The sequence below is a fragment of the Bradyrhizobium manausense genome (genome assembly GCF_018129685.1).
Lineage (GTDB): Bacteria > Pseudomonadota > Alphaproteobacteria > Rhizobiales > Xanthobacteraceae > Bradyrhizobium > Bradyrhizobium manausense_D.
The window spans coordinates 127,417-145,536 of the sequence record NZ_JAFCLG010000005.1 but is presented as its reverse complement, the minus strand read 5'-3'; the positions used below and the strand labels follow the sequence as shown (position 1 = coordinate 145,536).

The following is an 18,120-nucleotide window of genomic DNA, read 5'->3' as shown; positions in this document are numbered from 1 at the left end:
AGGCAGACCATGAAACTGAACGTCGCCGTCCAGATGGATCCCATCGCCCGCATCAACATCAAGGGCGATTCCACCTTTGCGCTGCTTCTGGAGGCGCAGAAGCGCGGCCATGGCCTGTCCTATTACACCCCCGACAAGCTTTCGATGGTCGGCGAGGAGATCGTGGCGCCGGTGCAGCTCCTGACCGTGCGCGACGAGCCCGGCGATCATTTCACCCTCGGCGAGCCCAAGCGCGAGGCGCTGAACGGGTTTGACGTGGTGCTGCTGCGCCAGGATCCGCCGTTCGATCTCGCCTACATCACCTCGACACATCTGCTCGAGCGCATCCATCCGAAGACGCTGGTCGTCAACGATCCGGCCTCGGTGCGCAATGCGCCCGAAAAGCTGTTCGTGATGAATTTTCCGCAGCTGATGCCGCCGACCCTGATCTCGCGCGACCTCGACGAGATCAATGCCTTCCGCGACAAATATGGTGCCGTGGTGATGAAGCCGCTGCACGGCCATGGCGGCGCCGCGGTGTTCCGCGTGATGCCTCAGGACATGAATTTCGGCTCGCTGTACGACATGTTCTCGGTGACGTTCAAGGAAGCCTGGGTGATCCAGCAGTTCATCCCCGAGGTGAAGCTCGGCGACAAGCGCATCATCCTGGTCAATGGCGAGTTCGCCGGCGCCGTGAACCGCGTCCCGGCCGCCGACGACCTCCGCTCCAACATGGTGCGCGGCGGCGCTGCCAAGGAGACCGAGCTCACGCCACGCGAGCGCGAGATCTGCGCCACCGTCGGCCCGGCGCTGCGCGAGCGCGGCCTGCTGTTCGTCGGCATTGACGTCATCAACGGCAACCTCACCGAGATCAACGTGACCTCACCGACCGGCATCCGCGCCATCGCGCGGCTCGGCGGTCCTGACGTTGCGGCGAAGGTCTGGGACGTGATTGAACAGAAGCGGGCGAAGTAGTTCTCGTACCCCGAGGCGCCAAACCGTCACCCTGAGGTGGCCGCTTCTTCAGCGGCCCACGAAGGGCGACTGCCCGGCTGCATCGGGGCCGCGCATCCTTCGAGGCTCACCTTGCGATGCGTTGCATCGCAAGCCTCGCACCTCAGGATGACGGATCGCTGATCGTACGCTGTGATAGCGCAGAGCCATCGATCTACCCTTCACTAACCACCCGTTCACCATGACGCCCCGCGTTCTCGTCCGAACGCAGGAGGCCGCTTGCGTGAATTTACGGGGCCACTGGCCGAGCGGCTAACGCGGCGTTCACCATCTGCCCAAAACCCGCGCCGTCACGGACCATCACACTCGACCTCGCAACACCCCTTATACTTTTACTCCCTACTCATCGATACGGGGGAACCCGCCAGGTGCGGTTCGAGTGCCCCGCGTAAGAGTAGAAGCGTATGAACACCGCACGCATTGTCGTTCTCGTCATCGCGCTGGGCGCCGGCGGCGTCGCTGCGTATCTGGCGAGCAGCTACGACAACAAGCCCGCAGCCCCTGTCCCGGTGGCCGAGAAGCTGCCGACGGTCGAGGTGCTCGTCGCCAAATCCGACATTCAGCTCGGCCAGGCCGTGAAGGCCGATGATCTGCTCTGGCAGACCTGGCCGCAGACAACCGCAAGCAGCGCCTTCATCCGCCGCGACAGCAGGCCCAACGCACAAAACGAGATCGGCGGTTCGATCGCGCGCGTGCCGCTGATGCAGGGTGAACCGATCCGCGAGCAGAAGCTGGTGAAGGCCGACGGCTCCGGCTTCATGGCCGCGATCCTGCCGTCGGGAATGCGCGCCGTGTCCACCGAGATCTCGGCAGAGACCGGCGCCGGCGGCTTCATCCTGCCGAACGACCGCGTCGACATCGTGCTGACGCGGCGGCTGAAGAATCCCGATCCCAGCGGCCCGGCCGGCGGCAACGACCTGATCCTGTCCGAGGTCGTCCTCACCAATATACGCGTGCTCGCGATAGACCAGGCGCCGAAGGAAAAGGACGGTCAGACCACCGTGCTCGGCAAGACCGTCACGCTCGAGCTGAAGCCCGAGCAGGTCGCCACGCTCTCGACCGCGCGCCAGGGCGGCACGCTCACACTTGCCCTGCGCAGCATCGCCGATGCCAGCGCCGCCGACGGCTCGGCCGAGGAGGCGCTCAAGCAGCGTCAGAGCGCCGGCGTGAACGTGATCCGCTACGGCGTGCAGACACGACAACTAACGTCACAGAAGTGATGGAGACATCATGAATTACGGGGACTATCGGATGGGCCTGCGCATTCGGGGGAAGCGCGCCGGCTCGTTCTGGGCAGGGGCCATGTTGATGCTGGGGCTGGTCGCGGCTCCTGATGTCGTCCGCGCCGCGGATGCGCCGGTCGGAGACCAGGCGCCGATGCAGGCGCCGGACCTCGGCGTATCGCCGGTCGCGACCATCGCGGCGGCGCGGTCACGTTCGCTGTCGCTCGGCATCGGCAAATCGATCGTCGTCGACCTGCCGCGCGAGGTCAAGGACGTGCTGGTGGCCGATCCCAAGATCGCCAATGCAGTGATCCGCTCGGCGCAGCGCGCCTACATCATCGGCGGACAGGTCGGCCAGACCAACGTGGTGTTCTTCAGCGCCGACGGCCAGCAGGTCGCCTCCTACGACATCGCGGTGAAGCGCGACCTCAACGGCATGCGCACGGCGCTGCGGCAGTTGCTGCCGGGCGTGCAGATCGAGGGCGTCGGCGACAGCGTGATGCTGACCGGCTCGGTGGCGAGCCCGGTCGAGGCCCAGCAGGCCGGCGACATCGCCGCCAAGCTCGTCGGCGGCAATGACAAGGTCGTCAACAACATCGTCGTGCGCGGCCGTGACCAGGTCATGCTGAAAGTCGTCGTCGGCGAAGTCCGCCGCGACATCATCAAGCAATTGGGCGTCGATCTCAGCGCCAGCCTGAATGCCGGCACTGCGGTGGTCAACTTCAACAATTCCAACCCGTTCACGGCCAGTAGCGGACCGCTGGTCGGCAATAACGGGCTTGGCGTGACCGGCCTCGCCAAGGGCGTCGCCACAGTCAACGCCACCATGCGCGCGATGGAAAGCGCGGGCGTGATGCGGACATTGGCCGAACCGAGCCTGACCGCAATCTCGGGTGAATCGGCGACCTTCATCGCAGGCGGCGAATTTCCAATTCCCGGCGGCTACGCCTGCGACCCGGTAACCCATGTCTGTACGACCCAGATCACCTACAAGAAGTTCGGCATCTCCTTGAACTTCACCCCGGTCGTGCTCAGCGAAGGCCGCATCAGCCTGCGCGTGATGACCGAAGTGTCGGAGCTGTCGAACCAGAACTCCATCACGGTGTCGCAGGCGCTGTCCTCGGGCACGACCAACTCCGTCACGATTCCCTCCGTGCAGACCCGCCGCGCCGAGACCACGCTGGAAATCCCGTCAGGCGGCTCGATGGCGATGGCCGGCCTGATCCAGCAGCAGACCAAGCAGGCCGTCAACGGCCTGCCCGGTGTCGACCAGATCCCGATCCTCGGCGCGCTGTTCCGCAGCCAGGACTTCGTCAACAACGAGACCGAGCTGATGGTGATCGTGACGCCCTATGTGGTGCGCGCGGTCGCGCAGAAGGAATTGTCGCGCCCCGATGACGGCTTCGCGCCGTCCTCGGATGCGCAATCAGCGCTGCTCGGCCGCATGAACCGCCTCTATGGCATCGCGCGCCGCGTCGATCCGATCGACGGCAACAGCGGCGATTTCGGCTTCATCATCGACTGACACGAACGGTTTGGGGACCGGGGCGAGACACGGGGCAAGAGGGGACTAGGCGATGACGAAGACATCGGATCGACGTCGCAATTTGCGCATCGCGCTCGCGCTGACGGGGCTCTCCGTCATGCTCGGAGCCTGCAACACCACCGGCGACGTCGTCACCACCCAGACGGTGCCGATCGACTACCGCATGCGTCACCCGATCGCGGTGCAGGACGGCAAGCGCTCCATCGTGATCTTCGTCGGCAAGGCGCGCGGCGGTCTCTCGGCGCCGCAGCAGGCCGACGTGATGGGCATTGCCCGGGACTGGGTCCGCGAAGGCACCGGCTCGGTCGTCGTCGATGTCCCGATCGACGCCGCGAATTCGCGCGCGGCCGCTGCGACCTATCACGAGATCCGCGCCGTGCTCGGCAGCGGCGGCGTGCCCGCGCGCGCCATCGTCCAGCATTCCTACCGCCCCGATGATCCCGGCCTGCTGCCGACCATCCGGCTGAGCTATTCCAGGATGACGGCGGTCGCCGGCCCTTGCGGGCTGTGGCCCGAGGACATAGGCCCGTCCATCGTCGATCCCGGCTACAACGAGAACCAGCCTTATTTCAATTTCGGTTGCGCCACCCAGCGCAATCTCGCGGCCATGGTCGACAACCCCGCCGACCTCGAGCAGCCGCGCGCGGAAACGCCGGCCTATACCGCGCGGCGTGACATCGCCTTCGACCGCTACCGCAAGGGTAACGCGACCACGACCACCTATCCCGAGGCCGAAAAGGCCAAACTGAGCGATACAGGCAAATGACGGGCATCCAGGACGAAGAGGCGGACGATCCGCAGCACCCCGGGGAACACATCGCGCCGGTTCCGCGTATCTCGGTGCAGGCCTTTTGCGAGACCGAGAAGACGCTCGCCGCGGTGACCGCGGCGGGGCAGGATCGCCGTCTCGCCAAGGCCCATCTCACCGCCAGGAGCGGCGGCCTTGCCGCGGCGATCGAAGTCTATGACACGATGCCGACGCCGAACGTCATCGTGATCGAGTCCGACGGCACGCGCGACATTCTCGAGGGCCTCGACGACCTCGCCGGCGTCTGCGACCCCGGCACCCGCGTCGTCGTGATCGGCAATCCCGGCGACACCGCGCCCTATCGCGAGCTGGTACGCCGCGGCGTCAATGACTACGTGATCGGACCGGTCGAGACCATCGACGTGGTGCGTTCGATCTGCAGCCTGTTTTCGGCGTCCGAAGCCATCATCACCGGCCGCATCATCGCGGTGGTCGGCGCCAAGGGCGGTGTCGGCGCGTCAACGGTCGCGCACAATGTCGCCTGGACCATTGCGCGCGACCTCGCGCTCGATTCCGTCGTGATCGATCTCGACCTCGCCTTCGGCACCGCGGGCCTGGACTACAATCAGGACCCGGCGCAGGGCATTGCGAACGCGGTGCTCTCGCCGGACAGGCCCGACACGGCGCTGATGGAGCGCCTGCTGTCCAAATGCACCGAGCATCTCAGCCTGCTTGCTGCGCCTGCCACACTCGACCGCGTCTATGATTTCGGCGCCGAAGCGTTCGACGCGATCTTCGACACGCTGCGCATGACCACCCCCTGCATCGTGCTCGACGTGCCGCATCAATGGTCGGCCTGGACCAAGCGCGCGCTGGTCAACGCCGACGACATCGTGATCGTTGCCGAGCCTGATCTCGCCAATCTGCGCAACACCAAGAACATGCTGTCGGTGCTCAAGGCGGCGCGCCCGAACGACCGGCCGCCGCTCTATTGCATCAACCAGGTCGGCATGCACAAGCGTGCCGAGATCGACGTCAAGTCGTTCGCCAAGACGATGGAGAGCCAGCCGCTCGCGGTGATCCCGTTCGATTCGAAGCTGTTCTCGACCGCGGCCAATAACGGCCAGATGATCGCGGAGGTCTCCAAGAGCCACCGCACCACCGAGCTGTTCCAGAACATGGCCAACCGCCTCGCCGGGCGCGGCGAGGTGAGGAAGCCGAAGCGTTCGCTGCTCGGACCGCTCTTGAAGAAGCTGAAGGGCAAAGCGGGACGCGGATCGGCGCCGCATCGCAAGGCGTCTTAAGCGCGAGACCGTGGTCTCTCCATTCCCTCCACCCGTTGTGGGACCCACAAGGGGGAGGGAACGCACCTCCGTCGGCGCGTCCAGCGAGTCTCACTTCACTGACCTCAGAGGAACTACTTCTCCGCCCGCTGCTGCTGTTTCTTGGCCAGCACCTGGCGCAGCGCCGCGACCTTGGCCGCGGCCTGGTCCGGCGGCAAATCTGCCTTCACGAGGATTTCAGCCTCGCCCTCGCGGCCCTGCAATCCGAGCACGAGCGCGAGATTGGCGCGGACCCGCACATCGCGCTGGTTGCGCTGATAGGCGCGGCCGAGCACCTGTTCGGCCTTCGGCAGATTGTTTTGCAGCATGTAGGACAGGCCGAGATTGGACAGCACGGTGGGCTCGTCGGGCACGATCTTCAGCGCTGCGGCGTAATATTGCTGCGCCTCCTCGTTGCGGCCGAGCTGATCGAGCGCCGCGCCCTGTGCCGACAGGATGCGCCAGTCGGGATCCTCGGGCGTATGCGCGCGGCTCAGCACGTCGAAGGCCTGCTGGAAATTGCCGTTGTCGGCGAGCGCGCGGCCATAGCCGGCGAGCAGCGCCCTGTTGTTGGGGTGGGCGAGCACCGCCTGCTCCATCACGGCGACCGCCTGGGCGCGCTGGCCGGTCTCGCGCAGCGCCTTGCCGTAGTCGAGCGCGATATTGGGGTCGCCGGGCTTGGCGCGGTAGCGTTCGCGCAGGGCGTCCAAATCCGACCTGGCGTCGGCCTTGGCGACAGGTTCCGACTTGCCACCGAGCGCACCGGTTACGTCGTCCAGGCTCGTGGTCTGGCAACCGGCGAGGGTTAGCACCGCGAGCGCGGAAAGCAGGACTCTCGCCGGGGACGAGGCAGGGAACGAACGCTTCGACATACTCTGATCACCGCCGGCGGACTGATCAGAGATGCTTTGCCGATTAACGCTAAAGTCAGGTTAAGAACGTGAGCTTGTGTGACCCATAGTTTGCGCACGCGCTTTCCGCAAAACCGCGTCACGCTTTGCGCTAACGCGGCACCCCGGGTCCGGATCATGCGCTCAGTCGGTAAATTCCGCACCGAACTCGCAGCCGATGCGCCAGCGCAGGCGGCACTGGCGGGAATAATCCGGCGCGAAGATGATGGTGAATTGCGGCGGCACTTCCAGAAATTCCGCCACCACTTTCACGCCACCATCCGAGATATCGGTGATCGTGCAGTCCCTCGGCAGCGAGCCCGCGCCAAAATGAATCTTGGCAAGTCGGCTGCACACCCGTCGTTCGCTTCTGCGGCGATTTGCAAGCATTTGAATTGTTCACCCGTTAGATCACGGCCCATCCCGCACCTCTAGGAGTAGCGGACATGTGTTGGGATGTGCTGAGCGCAGCCGCTCGCATTCGAGGCGTAGTCGAAGCTTAGTGTCTCCGTCCGGTTTACGGATCGTTAGGGGATTGCGGCGCGCCGACCTTCGTTCTTGTTTTGTTCTTGTCAAAACCGTCCTGATCTGCTACCCCTAATTGTACTGGGGGCAACATGGTTCAGCGGGTTTCGACAGTCGCCTTTGAAGGGATCGAGGCCCGCGCGGTCGACGTCCAGGTGCAGGTCGCGCCGGGGCTGCCGGCCTTTGCCATCGTCGGCCTGCCGGATAAGGCCGTCTCGGAGGCGCGTGAGCGGGTCCGTTCGGCGCTGATCGCCTCGGGGTTGGCGTTGCCGGCGCGGCGGATCACGGTCAATCTGGCGCCCGCCGATTTGCCCAAGGAAGGAAGCCATTACGACTTGCCGATCGCGCTGGGGCTGATGGCCGCGATCGGCGCGATCCCGCCGGATGCGCTGACCGGTTTCACCGTGCTCGGCGAACTCGGCCTCGACGGATCGATCGCGCCGGTGGCCGGCGTTCTGCCCGCTGCGATCGGCGCAAATGTGCGCGAGGAGGGCTTGATCTGTCCGGCGGCCTGCGGCTCGGAGGCGGCGTGGGCGAGCCCTGATATCCAGATCGTCGCCGCGCATTCGCTGATTCAGATCGCCAACCATTTCAAGGGCACGCAAGTGCTGTCGCGGCCGGTGCCGAAGGTGCATGAAGCGGCCGCATCGCCGCTCGACTTGCGCGATATCAAGGGCCAGGAGAGCGCCAAGCGCGCGCTGGAGATCGCGGCCGCCGGAGGCCACCACCTGCTGATGATCGGCGCGCCCGGTGCCGGCAAATCGATGCTGGCGGCGCGCCTGCCCTCGATCCTGCCGCCGCTATCGCCGGGCGAATTGCTCGAGGTCTCGATGATCGCCTCCGTCGCCGGCGAGATCGAGGGCGGTGCGCTGACATCGCGGCGGCCGTTTCGCTCGCCACACCATTCCGCCAGCATGGCCGCGCTCACCGGTGGCGGCGCACGCGCAAAACCCGGCGAGATCTCGCTGGCGCACCAGGGCGTGCTGTTCCTGGACGAACTGCCCGAGTTCGATCCGCGCGTGCTGGATTCGCTGCGCCAGCCGCTGGAGAACGGCGAGGTCTCGGTGTCGCGCGCCAACCACCGCGTCACCTACCCTGCCCGCTTCATGCTGGTTGCGGCAATGAACCCCTGCCGCTGCGGCAATGCATTCGAGCCCGGCTATGCCTGCAAACGCGGGCGCATCGACCGCTGCACCGGCGATTACCAGGCACGCATCTCCGGCCCCTTGATGGACCGCATCGATCTGCGGATCGAGGTTCCCGCAGTCACAGCGGCCGACCTGATCCTGCCGCCGCCGACAGAAGGCTCCGCCGAGGTCGCGGCACGCGTCGCAGCCGCGCGCGACATCCAGCTCGCACGCTACGCCAAGGCGGGCCTGCCGCGGGTCCGCACCAATGCCGAAGCGCCTGCGGCGGTGCTCGAAGACATCGCCAGGCCTGATACCCAGGGACAGAAATTGCTGCGCGATGCCGCCGAGACCATGCGGCTGTCGGCGCGCGGCTATCACAGGGTGCTGCGGGTGGCGCGCACGCTCGCCGACCTCGACGGCACCGAGAAGATCGGCCGGCTGCATCTCGCCGAAGCCTTGTCCTATCGCGCACTCGCGGAGGATGTGCGGCAGCTCGCCTGATCATCCCGCGCGTCAACCCCGCGGTAACGAGTTTCCTTTACGCTCTGCAAACCATAAGGCCCACAAGTTCCATTCACGGATGTCCCGCGGGCCCGGCGAGTAGAGTGTCATGTTGCGTTTCAAGATCCTGGCCTCAGTGGTTCCCCTGTTGGCGGCTGCGGTTTTCGCCCGCAGCGAGATCGGATCGGTCTCGCAGCCCTGTATCGCCCTCGGCGACACCTCGGTCGAACTGACGGCCCTGGTCTGGCAGGCGGGCGTCCACGTCGCCTTCACCGACGATCTGTCGCGGGCCACGGTCCGGGTCCAGATCACCGATGATGCGGATGCCGCGGACTTCGCGGTCGTCGACGACGGTCTCGGCTCCGAGACCGAATCCTGTCGGGCCAACCCGGCGACGCGCCTCATCACGATCGCCGCGCAGCCGGTCGACGGCGGCCCGGTCATTTATCTCTCCACCGAAGGACCGGCTGACTACCGAATCTATGTGCGCTCGAAGACGTTCTCGCAGCAGGAAGCCGCAGCGCTGATCGTCGGCGCTCATGGCGGCCAGCCGCTGCCCGTCCAGGCCGCCTCGCTCTGATCGGTTAACACCTCGTCAACCCTGTTTGGAGGCGGCGTCGAAGCCTCAAGCTGTTCGCAAGGTCGGCGAGACATCGTCGCGCACGGCGGGGGCGGGTTTACGAATCGGGGTCGGTAGCGATGGATCGGACGTTCCGGATCAAGGTGCGCATGCGCCGCTTCAGGCGGGCGCATCCGCGCATCGCCTTTGCGATCCGCTCCTTCATGATCTTCTCGGCGACCTTCGGCGGCGCCTATGGCTTCGTCACCGGCAGTCGTTCGGAAAATTCCGGTTACGATCCCAACACCTTTGCGATCGGCGCGAGCTTCCTGTTCGCGCTGGCCTGCCTCGGCCTTGCCACGCTCAGCATGCGGCTGCGTTTCGTCGCCAGGCGGATGCGCAAGCTCGCCGCCCACAACGAGGCACTGATCGACCGCAATTGGGAACTGAAGGAAGCCGAGGAGCGCGCCCGCAGCCTGTTCGAGCAGCAGGGCGATCTGATCGTGCTGCGCGACCATCAGGGCCGCATCACCTTCGCCAACGACGCCTATTGCGCGCTCGCCGGACAGCAGCGCAGCGCGCTGGTCGGCACGCGATTTGACTTCGACGTGCTGGAGCAGGGCGACAGCGCGCGCGAAAGCAATGGCACGCGCATCCACGACCAGAAGATCGCAACGCCGCTCGGTGCGCGCTGGATCGCCTGGCGCGAGGGCTTCGTGCGGCACGATGCGGGCCAGCCCGCCGAATTGCAGAGCGTCGGCCGCGACGTCACCGACCGCACCGAGAGCGAGCGCGCCTTGTCCGACGCGCGTGACCAGGCCGACGCCGCCAACCGCGCCAAATCGCGCTTCCTCGCGATGGCCTCGCACGAGATCCGTAACCCGCTGAACGGCATCATCGGCATGGGCGGGCTCTTGCTCGACACCACGCTGACGCCGGAACAGACCACTTATGCCCGGGCCGTGAAAGCATCGGGCGAAGCGCTGATGGCGCTGATCGAGGAATTGCTCGATTACTCCAAGATCGAAGCCGGCAAGCTCGATCTCGACCAACGTCCCTTTGCGCTCTCGACCCTGATCGAGGAGGTTACCGAACTGCTGGCGCCGCGCGCACAGGCCAAGAGCCTCGAGATCGCGGCTTACGTCGACGAGCGCTTGCCGCTCGAGGTCGTCGGCGACGCCGCGCGGTTGCGGCAGGTGCTGCTCAATCTCGCCGGCAATGCCATCAAGTTCACCGCATCAGGCGGCGTCGCCCTGATCGTCGAGCCCGGGATCTGGCCGAACGAGATCAGCTTCCTGGTCCGCGACACCGGCATCGGCATCGCGCCCGAAGCGCAGTCGCGCATCTTCCGCGAGTTCGAGCAGGCCGACGACCGCGTCGCCCGCACCTATGGCGGCACCGGGCTCGGCCTTGCCATCAGCGAGCGCATCGTCAAGCGCATGGGCGGCCGCATCACGCTGGAAAGCGAGCCGGGCAAAGGCTCGACCTTCGAGGTCGCGATCCCGCTCGCGCCCTCGCAAGGCGACGCCGGACACACCGCGTTCCCGAGCCCCGACCTCACCGGCAAATCCATCCTGCTGGTGGCCGACGGAATCGAAGCGTCCCTGATCGCGCGGCGGCTGGAGCGCTGGGGCGGCCAGACATGCCTGGTCGCAGATGCAGCGGTCGCCGAAGCGTTGCTGCCGGAACGCTCATGGCACGCGATGCTGGTCGACCGGGCGCTGGGCGCGGTCGCCGCCGATCGCCTGGGCGATGCCGCCCGCGCCTATGCGACGCAGCGGCTCGTGTTACTGACGCCGAGCTCGCGTCACGACAAGCTTTCGCCTGCTTTCACCGGCTTCCTGGTCAAGCCGCTGCGTGCAGCTTCCCTTGCCGCGCGTCTTGCGCTGACACCGGAGGTCGCCTCGCCGGACCTCGCGCCCGAGCCTCTCGAGCCGGCGCCGATCAGGACGCCCGCCGGCGGGCTCTCGATCCTCGTCGCCGAAGACAACGAGATCAACGCGCTCTTGATGCGGTCGCTGCTCACAAAGCTCGGCCACCGCGTCGTCATCGCGGTCCAAGGCGAGGCTGCGCTGGAATCCTGGCTTGCGGCAAGCTCGGCCGGCACGCCCTATGATCTGGTGTTGATGGACATCCAGATGCCGCAGCTCGACGGCATCGAAGCGACCAAGCGCATCCGCGCGCATGAAGCCGCCACCGGCGGCCGCCACACGCCGATCCTCGCGCTCACCGCGAACACGCTGGTGGAAGATCGCTACGCCTGCTTCGAGGCGGGCATGAATGGATTCTTGATCAAGCCGCTTGATCGCGAGAAGCTGGACGAAGCGCTGGCGGGGCTTGCCGCGGCAAGGCAGTTGGCGGTGTAGCGGCAATTGACGTTGCCGTAGGGTGGGCAAAGCGTAGCGTGCCCACCAATTGCGTCGGATAACACCGAGTGGTGGGCACGGCGCGCGAAGAGCGCGCCTTTGCCCACCCTACGGCACCATTGCCTACAACCTTCGCAGCGCCACGCTCTCCACCGCGTGATCCGCACCCTTCTTCAGGATCAGCGTCGCGCGGGGGCGGGTCGGCAGAATGTTGTCCTCGAGATTGGCGAGGTTGGTACGCTCCCAGATCGCGGTGGCGGTGGCGGTTGCCTCCTCGTCCGACAACAGCGCGTAGCGGTTGAAATAGGACTTCGGATCGGTGAACGCGGTATCGCGCAGCGCCAGGAAGCGCTTGATGTACCAGCTCCGCAGCGCCGCCTCGTCCGCATCGATGTAGACCGAGAAGTCGAAGAAGTCGGAAACGACAGGCACCGCCTTGCCGTCACGCGGCAGCTTGCCGGTCTGCAACACGTTGACGCCCTCGACGATCAGAATGTCGGGCTGATCGACCTCCGCCCACTCGTTCGGCACGATGTCGTAGGTCAAATGCGAATAGACCGGCGAGCGCACATGGCGGCGTCCCGCCTTGATGTCGGACAGGAAGCTGAGCAGCAGCGGCAGGTCGTAGCTCTCCGGAAAGCCCTTCTTCTGCAAGATGCCTTGCTGTTCGAGCAGGGCCTTCGGATACAGGAACCCGTCGGTTGTAATCAGCTCGACCTTCGGCCGCGGCGACCAGCGCGCCAGCAATGCCTGAAGCACGCGGGCCGTGGTGGATTTTCCGACCGCGACCGAGCCGGCAACTCCGATGATGTAGGGCACCTTGCGGTCGCGGATGTTGAGGAACTGGCGTTCGGCGTAATACAGGCGCTGCATCGCATCGACATAGATCGAGAGCAGGCGCGACAGCGGCAGGTAAATGTCCTCGACCTCCTTGAGATCGAGGCGATCGTGCAGCGAACGCAGCCGGTCGAACTCGCCCGGCTCCAGCGTCATCGGCGTATCGTCGCGCAGACGCGCCCACTCTTCGCGCGTGTAAACGCGGTATGGATTGTATTGCTGCTCGGGTGCGCGGATATCCATGACGCCACCTTCTCCGTGGGTAACTAGCCCTTACGCGACGCTTTCTCTTCCAGCCCTGACATATTCGTACGCTTGTCCAGCGCCGCTTCCACTTCTTCCAGCTTTACGCCGCGTGCCTTGAGCAGCACAAGGAAATGGTAGAGCAGGTCGGCGCCTTCGGCGATCAGATGCGCGCGATCGTTTTCGACTGCCGCGATTACGGTTTCGACTGCTTCCTCACCGAACTTCTTGGCGCAATGTTCGGCGCCCTTGTCGAGGAGCTTGCGGGTATAGGAGGCCTCGCCACCGGAGGCCGCGCGGGCGTCGATGGTGTCGGCGAGGTCGTGGATCGTGAAACGCGCCATCGGAATTACTCGGAAACACATCCGGTCAGAGGCCAATCCCCGGCGACCTGTGTAGCAGTTTTAAGAACGGGAGTCGTCAGGCATCCATGCGCATGGGCAGCCCGCGCCGGGCCATGTGCTCCTTGGCTTCACGTATGGTGAATTCCCCGAAGTGGAAGATCGAGGCGGCCAGCACGGCGGTGGCGTGCCCGTCGCGGATACCGTCAACGAGGTGGTCGAGATTGCCGACGCCGCCGGAGGCGATCACGGGAACGGGAACGCTGTCGGCGATCGCCCGGGTCAGCGGGATGTCAAAACCCTGCCTTGTGCCGTCGCGGTCCATCGAGGTGAGCAAAATTTCACCAGCGCCGAGCGAGACCACTTCCTGGGCATATTCGATGGCGTCGATGCCGGTCGAGTTGCGGCCGCCATGGGTGAAGATCTCCCAGCGCTCGCCGCCGCCGGCGCGCTTGACCCGCTTGGCGTCGATCGCGACCACGACGCACTGCTCGCCGAACTTTTCGGCGGCCTCCTTCACGAACTCGCGCCGCGACACCGCGGCGCTGTTGATCGAGACCTTGTCGGCGCCGGCACGCAGCAGCGTCTTGATGTCGTCCACCTGGCGCACGCCGCCGCCGACGGTCACAGGCATGAAGCAGGCTTCCGCCGTGCGCCGGACCACATCCAGCATGATGCCGCGGTTCTCATGGGTCGCCGTGATGTCGAGGAAGGTCAGTTCGTCGGCACCGGCGGCGTCATAGGCGATCGCGGCTTCGACGGGATCGCCGGCATCGCGCAGATCGACGAAATTGACGCCCTTGACGACGCGGCCGTCCTTGACGTCGAGGCAGGGGATCACGCGCACCTTGAACATGGGTCAGCTCCTAAAGCATGATCCGGAAAAGTGCGAAGCGGTTTTCCGGAAGATCATGCGTAAACCATTACGCACTCGCGTCGCGGATCAAGGTCAGGGCGGCGGCGGGATCGAGCCGGCCGTCATAGAGCGCGCGGCCGGCGATGGCGCCGGCGAGCTTCCTGGCGCGCGGCGTCAGCATCGCCTTGACGTCCTCGATCGAGGCGAGGCCGCCCGACGCAATCACCGGGATCGAGATGGCATCCGCCAGCGCAATGGTCGCGTCCAGGTTCAGGCCCTTGAGCAGGCCATCGCGTGCGATGTCGGTGAAGATGATGGCGGCGACGCCGGCATCCTCGAACCGCTGCGCGATCTCCAGCACCGTGACCTCAGAGGTCTCGGCCCAGCCCTCGACCGCGACCTTGCCGTCGCGCGCGTCGAGGCCGACAGCGACGCGGCCGGGGAATTTCTTCGCCGCCGCCTTCACGAGCTCCGGATCGCGCACCGCAGCGGTGCCGATGATGACGCGGGTGATGCCCTTGTCGAGCCAAGCTTCGACGGTCTTGAGATCGCGAATGCCGCCGCCGAGTTGCACCGGGATCGGAATCGTCTTCAGCATCGCCTCGACGGCCTGCGCGTTCACCGGCTTGCCGGCAAAGGCGCCGTCGAGATCGACGACGTGAAGATATTCAAAACCCTGCGCGACAAAGCTCCGCGCTTGCGCCGCGGGATCGAGATTGAACACGGTTGCGCGCGCCATGTCGCCTTGCTCGAGGCGCACGCACTGGCCGTTCTTGAGGTCGATGGCAGGAAAGAGAATCACGGCTTCCATCGCAAAAAGTTCGAGATCAGGGCCAGGCCGAAACGCTGGCTCTTCTCGGGGTGAAACTGCGTGCCGATAGCGGTGTCCTTCGCGACGATCGCGGTGACAGGCCCGCCGTAGTCGGCGCGCGCGAGCACGTCCGCCTCGTTGGCAGCGTTGAGGTGGTAGGAGTGCACGAAATAAGCGTGCTGGCCCTTCTCGCCGAGCGGCAGCTTGTTCAGCACCGGATGCTCGCGCAGGACCTCGAGCGTGTTCCAGCCCATGTGCGGGATCTTCAGGCTCTCATCGCGCGGCGTGATCTTCTCGACGTCACCGCCGATCCAGTTCAGGCCTTCGGTGATGACATGCTCCTTGCCGCGGCTCGCCATCAGCTGCATGCCGACGCAGATGCCGAAGAACGGCCGCGCCTTGACGCGCACCGCCTCGGTGATCGCCTCGACCATGCCGTTGACGGCATCGAGACCCCTACGGCAATCGGCGAAGGCGCCAACGCCCGGCAGCACGATACGATCCGCCTCATAGGCCCGATCGGGATCGTTGGTCACGAAGACCTTTTGCGGATTTTCCAGGCCGCGCGCGGCGCGCTCGAAGGCCTTGGCGGCGGAATGCAGATTCCCGGAACCGTAATCAATGATGGCGATGCTCATCGTGACCCTCCCGGTTCTGGAAACAATCCAATGATGCCGCCGGCCGGAAGCGGCGGCGGGTTCGAAAATGGCTGACCCGGCGTATGGCGAGTCGGCGGCGGGCCGCCGCGATCGACGGCCCATTGATCGTTGACGACGCCGCGCTGCGCCTTGCTCCAGCGCTCGAAGAAGCGCCGCTCGGCGGTGTCCTCGTCATCGGCAACGACGACATCGAGCTGGCGCCAGCTGCCACGTGAAAGAGTCCAGCGGCGCAGGCTGGAAGCCTCGAAACCCATCAGCAGCGCAACGATGCAGTTGGCGAGGAAGATGGAGCTGCGACCGACACCGAGGCTGTGCAGCCCGGCATCGAACGCCGCGAGAAAAACGATCCAGCCGATCAGGGCCAGCCACAGCCTGTTCCAGGCCAGCCAGACCGGGCCGAGCAGCATCGCCCAGACATGGAAGCCGTCGCGCACGAACACGAACTTGTCGGTCGCGCGCAGATCGGCGCCGCCTGGGGAGGGAGCATGAACTGTGTAGACAGGCATTTTCGATGCCCCGTTCTCGAGAATTGGATCAATGCCGCCGATAGCGCCTGGCCACCAAGACGGAGAGGTCAGCCGCCGAGCGAGCCCTTGGTGGACGGGATTTCGCCCGCTGCCTTGGGATCGATCGCGACCGCGATGCGCAGCGCCCGCGCCAGGCCCTTGAAGCAGGACTCGGCGATATGGTGGCTGTTATCGCCATATAGGGTCTCGACGTGGAGAGTCACGCCGGCGTTGATGGCGAAGGCCTGGAACCATTCGCGCACCAGCTCGGTGTCGAACTCGCCGATCTTGTCGCGGGGGAAGTCGGCCTTGAACACCAGGAACGGGCGGCCCGAAATGTCGATGACCACGCGCGACAGCGTCTCGTCCATGGGCAGGTGCACGCCGGCATAGCGGGTGATGCCCGCCATGTTGCCGAGCGCCTGCCTGACCGCCTGGCCGAGCGCGATGCCGGTGTCTTCGGTGGTATGGTGATAATCAATGTGCAAATCGCCTACCGCCTTGACCGTGAGGTCGATACGGGAATGGCGGGCGAGGAGATCGAGCATATGGTCGAAAAAGCCGATGCCGGTCGCGATATTGGCCACGCCCGTGCCATCGAGGTTCACGGAGACCTCGATGTCGGTTTCCTTGGTCTTGCGCTTGATCGTCGCGGTGCGCATTGAAGGCTTTCGCTGGGGTTTGGTCCGAAAACGCCAGTCTCTTAACAGCCAAATGACGCCTTCGCTACTGCGGGAACGGTTGGCGGGGCTCTACTTCTGCCTATGGTGAGCGAATTGGGCCCGGAGCGGCCCGTTGTGCCCGCGCTCCCGACGGCCTAAATCAGGCCGGATAACGAGGTATTTCATGCAGGATTCCCAGAACAGCTCGCCGGTCTGGCACGGCACCACGATTTTGACGGTCCGCAAGGGCGGCAAGGTGGTGATCGGCGGCGACGGCCAGGTCTCGATCGGCCAGACCGTGATCAAGTCCAATGCCAAAAAGGTCCGTAAACTCGGCAAAGGCGACGTCATCGGCGGCTTCGCCGGCGCCACCGCCGACGCCTTCACCCTGTTTGAGCGGCTGGAAAGCAAGCTCGAGCAATATCCGGGGCAGCTGACCCGGGCCGCGGTGGAGCTGGCCAAGGACTGGCGCACCGACCGCTACTTGCGGCGGCTGGAAGCCATGATGATCGTGGCCGACAAGGACGTCTCCCTGGTGCTGACGGGCACCGGCGACGTGCTCGAGCCCGAGGCCGGCGTCATGGCGATCGGCTCCGGCGGCAATTACGCGCTGGCCGCGGCCCGCGCCCTTGTCGACACCGACAAGGACGCCGAGACCATCGTCCGCCGCGCGCTCGACATCGCCGCGGACATCTGCGTCTACACCAACCGCAACGTCACCATCGAAGCGCTGACGGCGGGCTGATGAATTCAGCCCGCAGCGTCAGCCCGACCCAGCCCGCAATACCGCCGCTCGCCTTCCTCGGCATCGCGCTGCTGCTATTGGCGCTGCAGGCCTCGATCCTGTTGGCGATGGGGCGGGTGCCGATCTGCACCTGCGGCTACGTCAAGCTGTGGCATGGCGAGGTGAACAGCTCGGAGAATTCGCAGCACATCGCCGACTGGTACAGCTTTTCGCACGTGCTGCACGGTTTCCTGTTCTACGGACTGACCTGGCTGCTGTTCTCGCGGCGGCTTGACTGGCCCGCCCGGCTGATCATCGCGATGTTGATCGAGGGCGCCTGGGAGATCGTCGAGAACTCGCCGTTCATCATCGAACGCTACCGCGCCGGCACGATCTCGCTCGACTATTACGGCGACAGCATCGTCAATTCGGTGTCGGACACCCTGTTCATGATGCTGGGGTTCCTCGTGGCGCGCACGTTGCCGATCAAGGCCACTGTCGGGCTCGGGCTTGCCTTCGAGATCATGCTGGCGCTGCACATCAGAGACAATCTGACGCTCAATGTCCTGATGCTGATCCATCCGATCGAGGCCGTGAAGCAATGGCAATCCGGTCCGCCGATCATCTGACGGCCAAAAAAGCGGCTTGTCCCCGCCAGCTTCTGATCCTAGCTAAGGT

19 protein-coding genes are annotated in these 18,120 nt (G+C 65.4%); 10 read left to right on the top strand and 9 right to left on the bottom strand.

The window, feature by feature from the left end; all coding sequences use genetic code 11:
• The first annotated feature begins 9 nt into the window (after positions 1-9).
• The 5 genes from gshB to JQ621_RS15315 all read left to right on the top strand — a co-directional run bounded on the left by gshB (position 10) and on the right by JQ621_RS15315 (position 5,814).
• Positions 10-954 carry a glutathione synthase gene (gene gshB, locus JQ621_RS15335; protein WP_212235550.1) on the top strand — a complete coding sequence of 315 codons (945 nt, stop codon included), beginning with the start codon at positions 10-12 and terminating at the stop codon, positions 952-954.
• Between the two features lie 443 nt (positions 955-1,397).
• Positions 1,398-2,213 carry a Flp pilus assembly protein CpaB gene (cpaB, locus tag JQ621_RS15330; RefSeq protein WP_212235549.1) on the top strand — a complete coding sequence of 272 codons (816 nt, stop codon included), beginning with the start codon at positions 1,398-1,400 and terminating at the stop codon, positions 2,211-2,213.
• Positions 2,214-2,223: 10 nt separating this feature from the next.
• Complete coding sequence (locus tag JQ621_RS15325) at positions 2,224-3,741, top strand: type II and III secretion system protein family protein (RefSeq protein ID WP_212235548.1); 1,518 nt, start codon at positions 2,224-2,226, stop codon at positions 3,739-3,741.
• Between the two features lie 52 nt (positions 3,742-3,793).
• Positions 3,794-4,528 carry a CpaD family pilus assembly protein gene (locus tag JQ621_RS15320; RefSeq protein ID WP_212235547.1) on the top strand — a complete coding sequence of 245 codons (735 nt, stop codon included), beginning with the start codon at positions 3,794-3,796 and terminating at the stop codon, positions 4,526-4,528.
• Positions 4,525-5,814 carry an AAA family ATPase gene (locus JQ621_RS15315; protein WP_212235546.1) on the top strand — a complete coding sequence of 430 codons (1,290 nt, stop codon included), beginning with the start codon at positions 4,525-4,527 and terminating at the stop codon, positions 5,812-5,814. Before JQ621_RS15320 ends, JQ621_RS15315 begins: the two co-directional genes overlap by 4 nt.
• A 113-nt stretch (positions 5,815-5,927) precedes the next feature.
• Here the strand turns inward: JQ621_RS15315 and JQ621_RS15310 are convergent, their stop codons facing one another.
• Together JQ621_RS15310 and JQ621_RS15305 are read right to left on the bottom strand one after the other, a co-directional pair.
• Entirely contained in the window at positions 5,928-6,704 is a 777-nt protein-coding gene (locus JQ621_RS15310) for a tetratricopeptide repeat protein (RefSeq protein WP_212235545.1), read from the bottom strand.
• A gap of 162 nt (positions 6,705-6,866) precedes the next feature.
• Positions 6,867-7,112: a PilZ domain-containing protein gene (locus tag JQ621_RS15305; protein ID WP_011083489.1), complete on the bottom strand. Its 246-nt coding sequence runs from the start codon at positions 7,110-7,112 to the stop codon at positions 6,867-6,869.
• 227 nt (positions 7,113-7,339) lie between these two features.
• Here JQ621_RS15305 and JQ621_RS15300 point away from each other — a divergent pair, with 227 nt between their 5' ends.
• From JQ621_RS15300 to JQ621_RS15290, 3 genes are all read left to right on the top strand, one after another.
• Entirely contained in the window at positions 7,340-8,878 is a 1,539-nt protein-coding gene (locus JQ621_RS15300) for a YifB family Mg chelatase-like AAA ATPase (RefSeq protein WP_212235544.1), read from the top strand.
• A 109-nt stretch (positions 8,879-8,987) separates the two neighbouring features.
• The gene (locus tag JQ621_RS15295; RefSeq protein WP_212235543.1) at positions 8,988-9,458 is read left to right on the top strand and encodes a hypothetical protein; all 471 of its coding nucleotides are present in this window, start codon (positions 8,988-8,990) and stop codon (positions 9,456-9,458) included.
• A gap of 119 nt (positions 9,459-9,577) precedes the next feature.
• Positions 9,578-11,803 carry a PAS domain-containing hybrid sensor histidine kinase/response regulator gene (locus JQ621_RS15290; RefSeq protein WP_212235542.1) on the top strand — a complete coding sequence of 742 codons (2,226 nt, stop codon included), beginning with the start codon at positions 9,578-9,580 and terminating at the stop codon, positions 11,801-11,803.
• A gap of 123 nt (positions 11,804-11,926) precedes the next feature.
• Here JQ621_RS15290 and coaA read toward each other — a convergent pair whose 3' ends face one another.
• From coaA to hisB, 7 genes are all read right to left on the bottom strand, one after another.
• Positions 11,927-12,883 (bottom strand): type I pantothenate kinase, encoded by a 957-nt coding sequence (gene coaA / locus JQ621_RS15285; protein ID WP_212235541.1) that lies wholly within the window; start codon positions 12,881-12,883, stop codon positions 11,927-11,929.
• 23 nt (positions 12,884-12,906) lie between these two features.
• Positions 12,907-13,227 (bottom strand): phosphoribosyl-ATP diphosphatase, encoded by a 321-nt coding sequence (locus JQ621_RS15280; protein ID WP_212235540.1) that lies wholly within the window; start codon positions 13,225-13,227, stop codon positions 12,907-12,909.
• 76 nt (positions 13,228-13,303) lie between these two features.
• Positions 13,304-14,080: an imidazole glycerol phosphate synthase subunit HisF gene (gene hisF, locus JQ621_RS15275; protein ID WP_212235539.1), complete on the bottom strand. Its 777-nt coding sequence runs from the start codon at positions 14,078-14,080 to the stop codon at positions 13,304-13,306.
• Positions 14,081-14,147: 67 nt separating this feature from the next.
• Complete coding sequence (gene hisA / locus JQ621_RS15270; RefSeq protein ID WP_212235538.1) at positions 14,148-14,891, bottom strand: 1-(5-phosphoribosyl)-5-[(5-phosphoribosylamino)methylideneamino]imidazole-4-carboxamide isomerase; 744 nt, start codon at positions 14,889-14,891, stop codon at positions 14,148-14,150.
• The gene (gene hisH, locus JQ621_RS15265; RefSeq protein WP_212235537.1) at positions 14,879-15,529 is read right to left on the bottom strand and encodes an imidazole glycerol phosphate synthase subunit HisH; all 651 of its coding nucleotides are present in this window, start codon (positions 15,527-15,529) and stop codon (positions 14,879-14,881) included. Before hisH ends, hisA begins: the two co-directional genes overlap by 13 nt.
• Entirely contained in the window at positions 15,526-16,056 is a 531-nt protein-coding gene (locus JQ621_RS15260) for a DUF2628 domain-containing protein (protein WP_212235536.1), read from the bottom strand. Before JQ621_RS15260 ends, hisH begins: the two co-directional genes overlap by 4 nt.
• Positions 16,057-16,124: 68 nt before the next feature.
• Positions 16,125-16,718, bottom strand: a complete 594-nt coding sequence (hisB, locus tag JQ621_RS15255) for an imidazoleglycerol-phosphate dehydratase HisB (RefSeq protein ID WP_212235535.1) — start codon at positions 16,716-16,718, stop codon at positions 16,125-16,127.
• A 184-nt stretch (positions 16,719-16,902) separates the two neighbouring features.
• Here hisB and hslV point away from each other — a divergent pair, with 184 nt between their 5' ends.
• Positions 16,903-17,463 (top strand): ATP-dependent protease subunit HslV, encoded by a 561-nt coding sequence (gene hslV / locus JQ621_RS15250; RefSeq protein ID WP_212235534.1) that lies wholly within the window; start codon positions 16,903-16,905, stop codon positions 17,461-17,463.
• On the top strand, positions 17,463-18,071 hold the full coding sequence (locus JQ621_RS15245) for a DUF2585 domain-containing protein (protein ID WP_212235533.1): 609 nt from the start codon (positions 17,463-17,465) through the stop codon (positions 18,069-18,071). The genes hslV and JQ621_RS15245 overlap by 1 nt, the downstream gene beginning before the upstream one ends.
• Positions 18,072-18,120: the final 49 nt, after the last annotated feature.

Coding starts and splice junctions, on each gene's coding strand:
- coaA (WP_212235541.1), bottom strand. CDS start 12,883: ATGGATATCCGCGCACCCGAGCAGCAATACAATCCATACCGCGTTTAC.
- hisF (WP_212235539.1), bottom strand. CDS start 14,080: ATGTTCAAGGTGCGCGTGATCCCCTGCCTCGACGTCAAGGACGGCCGC.
- JQ621_RS15300 (WP_212235544.1), top strand. CDS start 7,340: ATGGTTCAGCGGGTTTCGACAGTCGCCTTTGAAGGGATCGAGGCCCGC.
- JQ621_RS15290 (WP_212235542.1), top strand. CDS start 9,578: ATGGATCGGACGTTCCGGATCAAGGTGCGCATGCGCCGCTTCAGGCGG.
- hisH (WP_212235537.1), bottom strand. CDS start 15,529: ATGAGCATCGCCATCATTGATTACGGTTCCGGGAATCTGCATTCCGCC.
- JQ621_RS15305 (WP_011083489.1), bottom strand. CDS start 7,112: ATGCTTGCAAATCGCCGCAGAAGCGAACGACGGGTGTGCAGCCGACTT.
- JQ621_RS15325 (WP_212235548.1), top strand. CDS start 2,224: ATGAATTACGGGGACTATCGGATGGGCCTGCGCATTCGGGGGAAGCGC.
- hisB (WP_212235535.1), bottom strand. CDS start 16,718: ATGCGCACCGCGACGATCAAGCGCAAGACCAAGGAAACCGACATCGAG.
- JQ621_RS15260 (WP_212235536.1), bottom strand. CDS start 16,056: ATGCCTGTCTACACAGTTCATGCTCCCTCCCCAGGCGGCGCCGATCTG.
- hisA (WP_212235538.1), bottom strand. CDS start 14,891: ATGGAAGCCGTGATTCTCTTTCCTGCCATCGACCTCAAGAACGGCCAG.
- JQ621_RS15310 (WP_212235545.1), bottom strand. CDS start 6,704: ATGTCGAAGCGTTCGTTCCCTGCCTCGTCCCCGGCGAGAGTCCTGCTT.
- hslV (WP_212235534.1), top strand. CDS start 16,903: ATGCAGGATTCCCAGAACAGCTCGCCGGTCTGGCACGGCACCACGATT.
- gshB (WP_212235550.1), top strand. CDS start 10: ATGAAACTGAACGTCGCCGTCCAGATGGATCCCATCGCCCGCATCAAC.
- cpaB (WP_212235549.1), top strand. CDS start 1,398: ATGAACACCGCACGCATTGTCGTTCTCGTCATCGCGCTGGGCGCCGGC.
- JQ621_RS15280 (WP_212235540.1), bottom strand. CDS start 13,227: ATGGCGCGTTTCACGATCCACGACCTCGCCGACACCATCGACGCCCGC.
- JQ621_RS15315 (WP_212235546.1), top strand. CDS start 4,525: ATGACGGGCATCCAGGACGAAGAGGCGGACGATCCGCAGCACCCCGGG.
- JQ621_RS15295 (WP_212235543.1), top strand. CDS start 8,988: ATGTTGCGTTTCAAGATCCTGGCCTCAGTGGTTCCCCTGTTGGCGGCT.
- JQ621_RS15245 (WP_212235533.1), top strand. CDS start 17,463: ATGAATTCAGCCCGCAGCGTCAGCCCGACCCAGCCCGCAATACCGCCG.
- JQ621_RS15320 (WP_212235547.1), top strand. CDS start 3,794: ATGACGAAGACATCGGATCGACGTCGCAATTTGCGCATCGCGCTCGCG.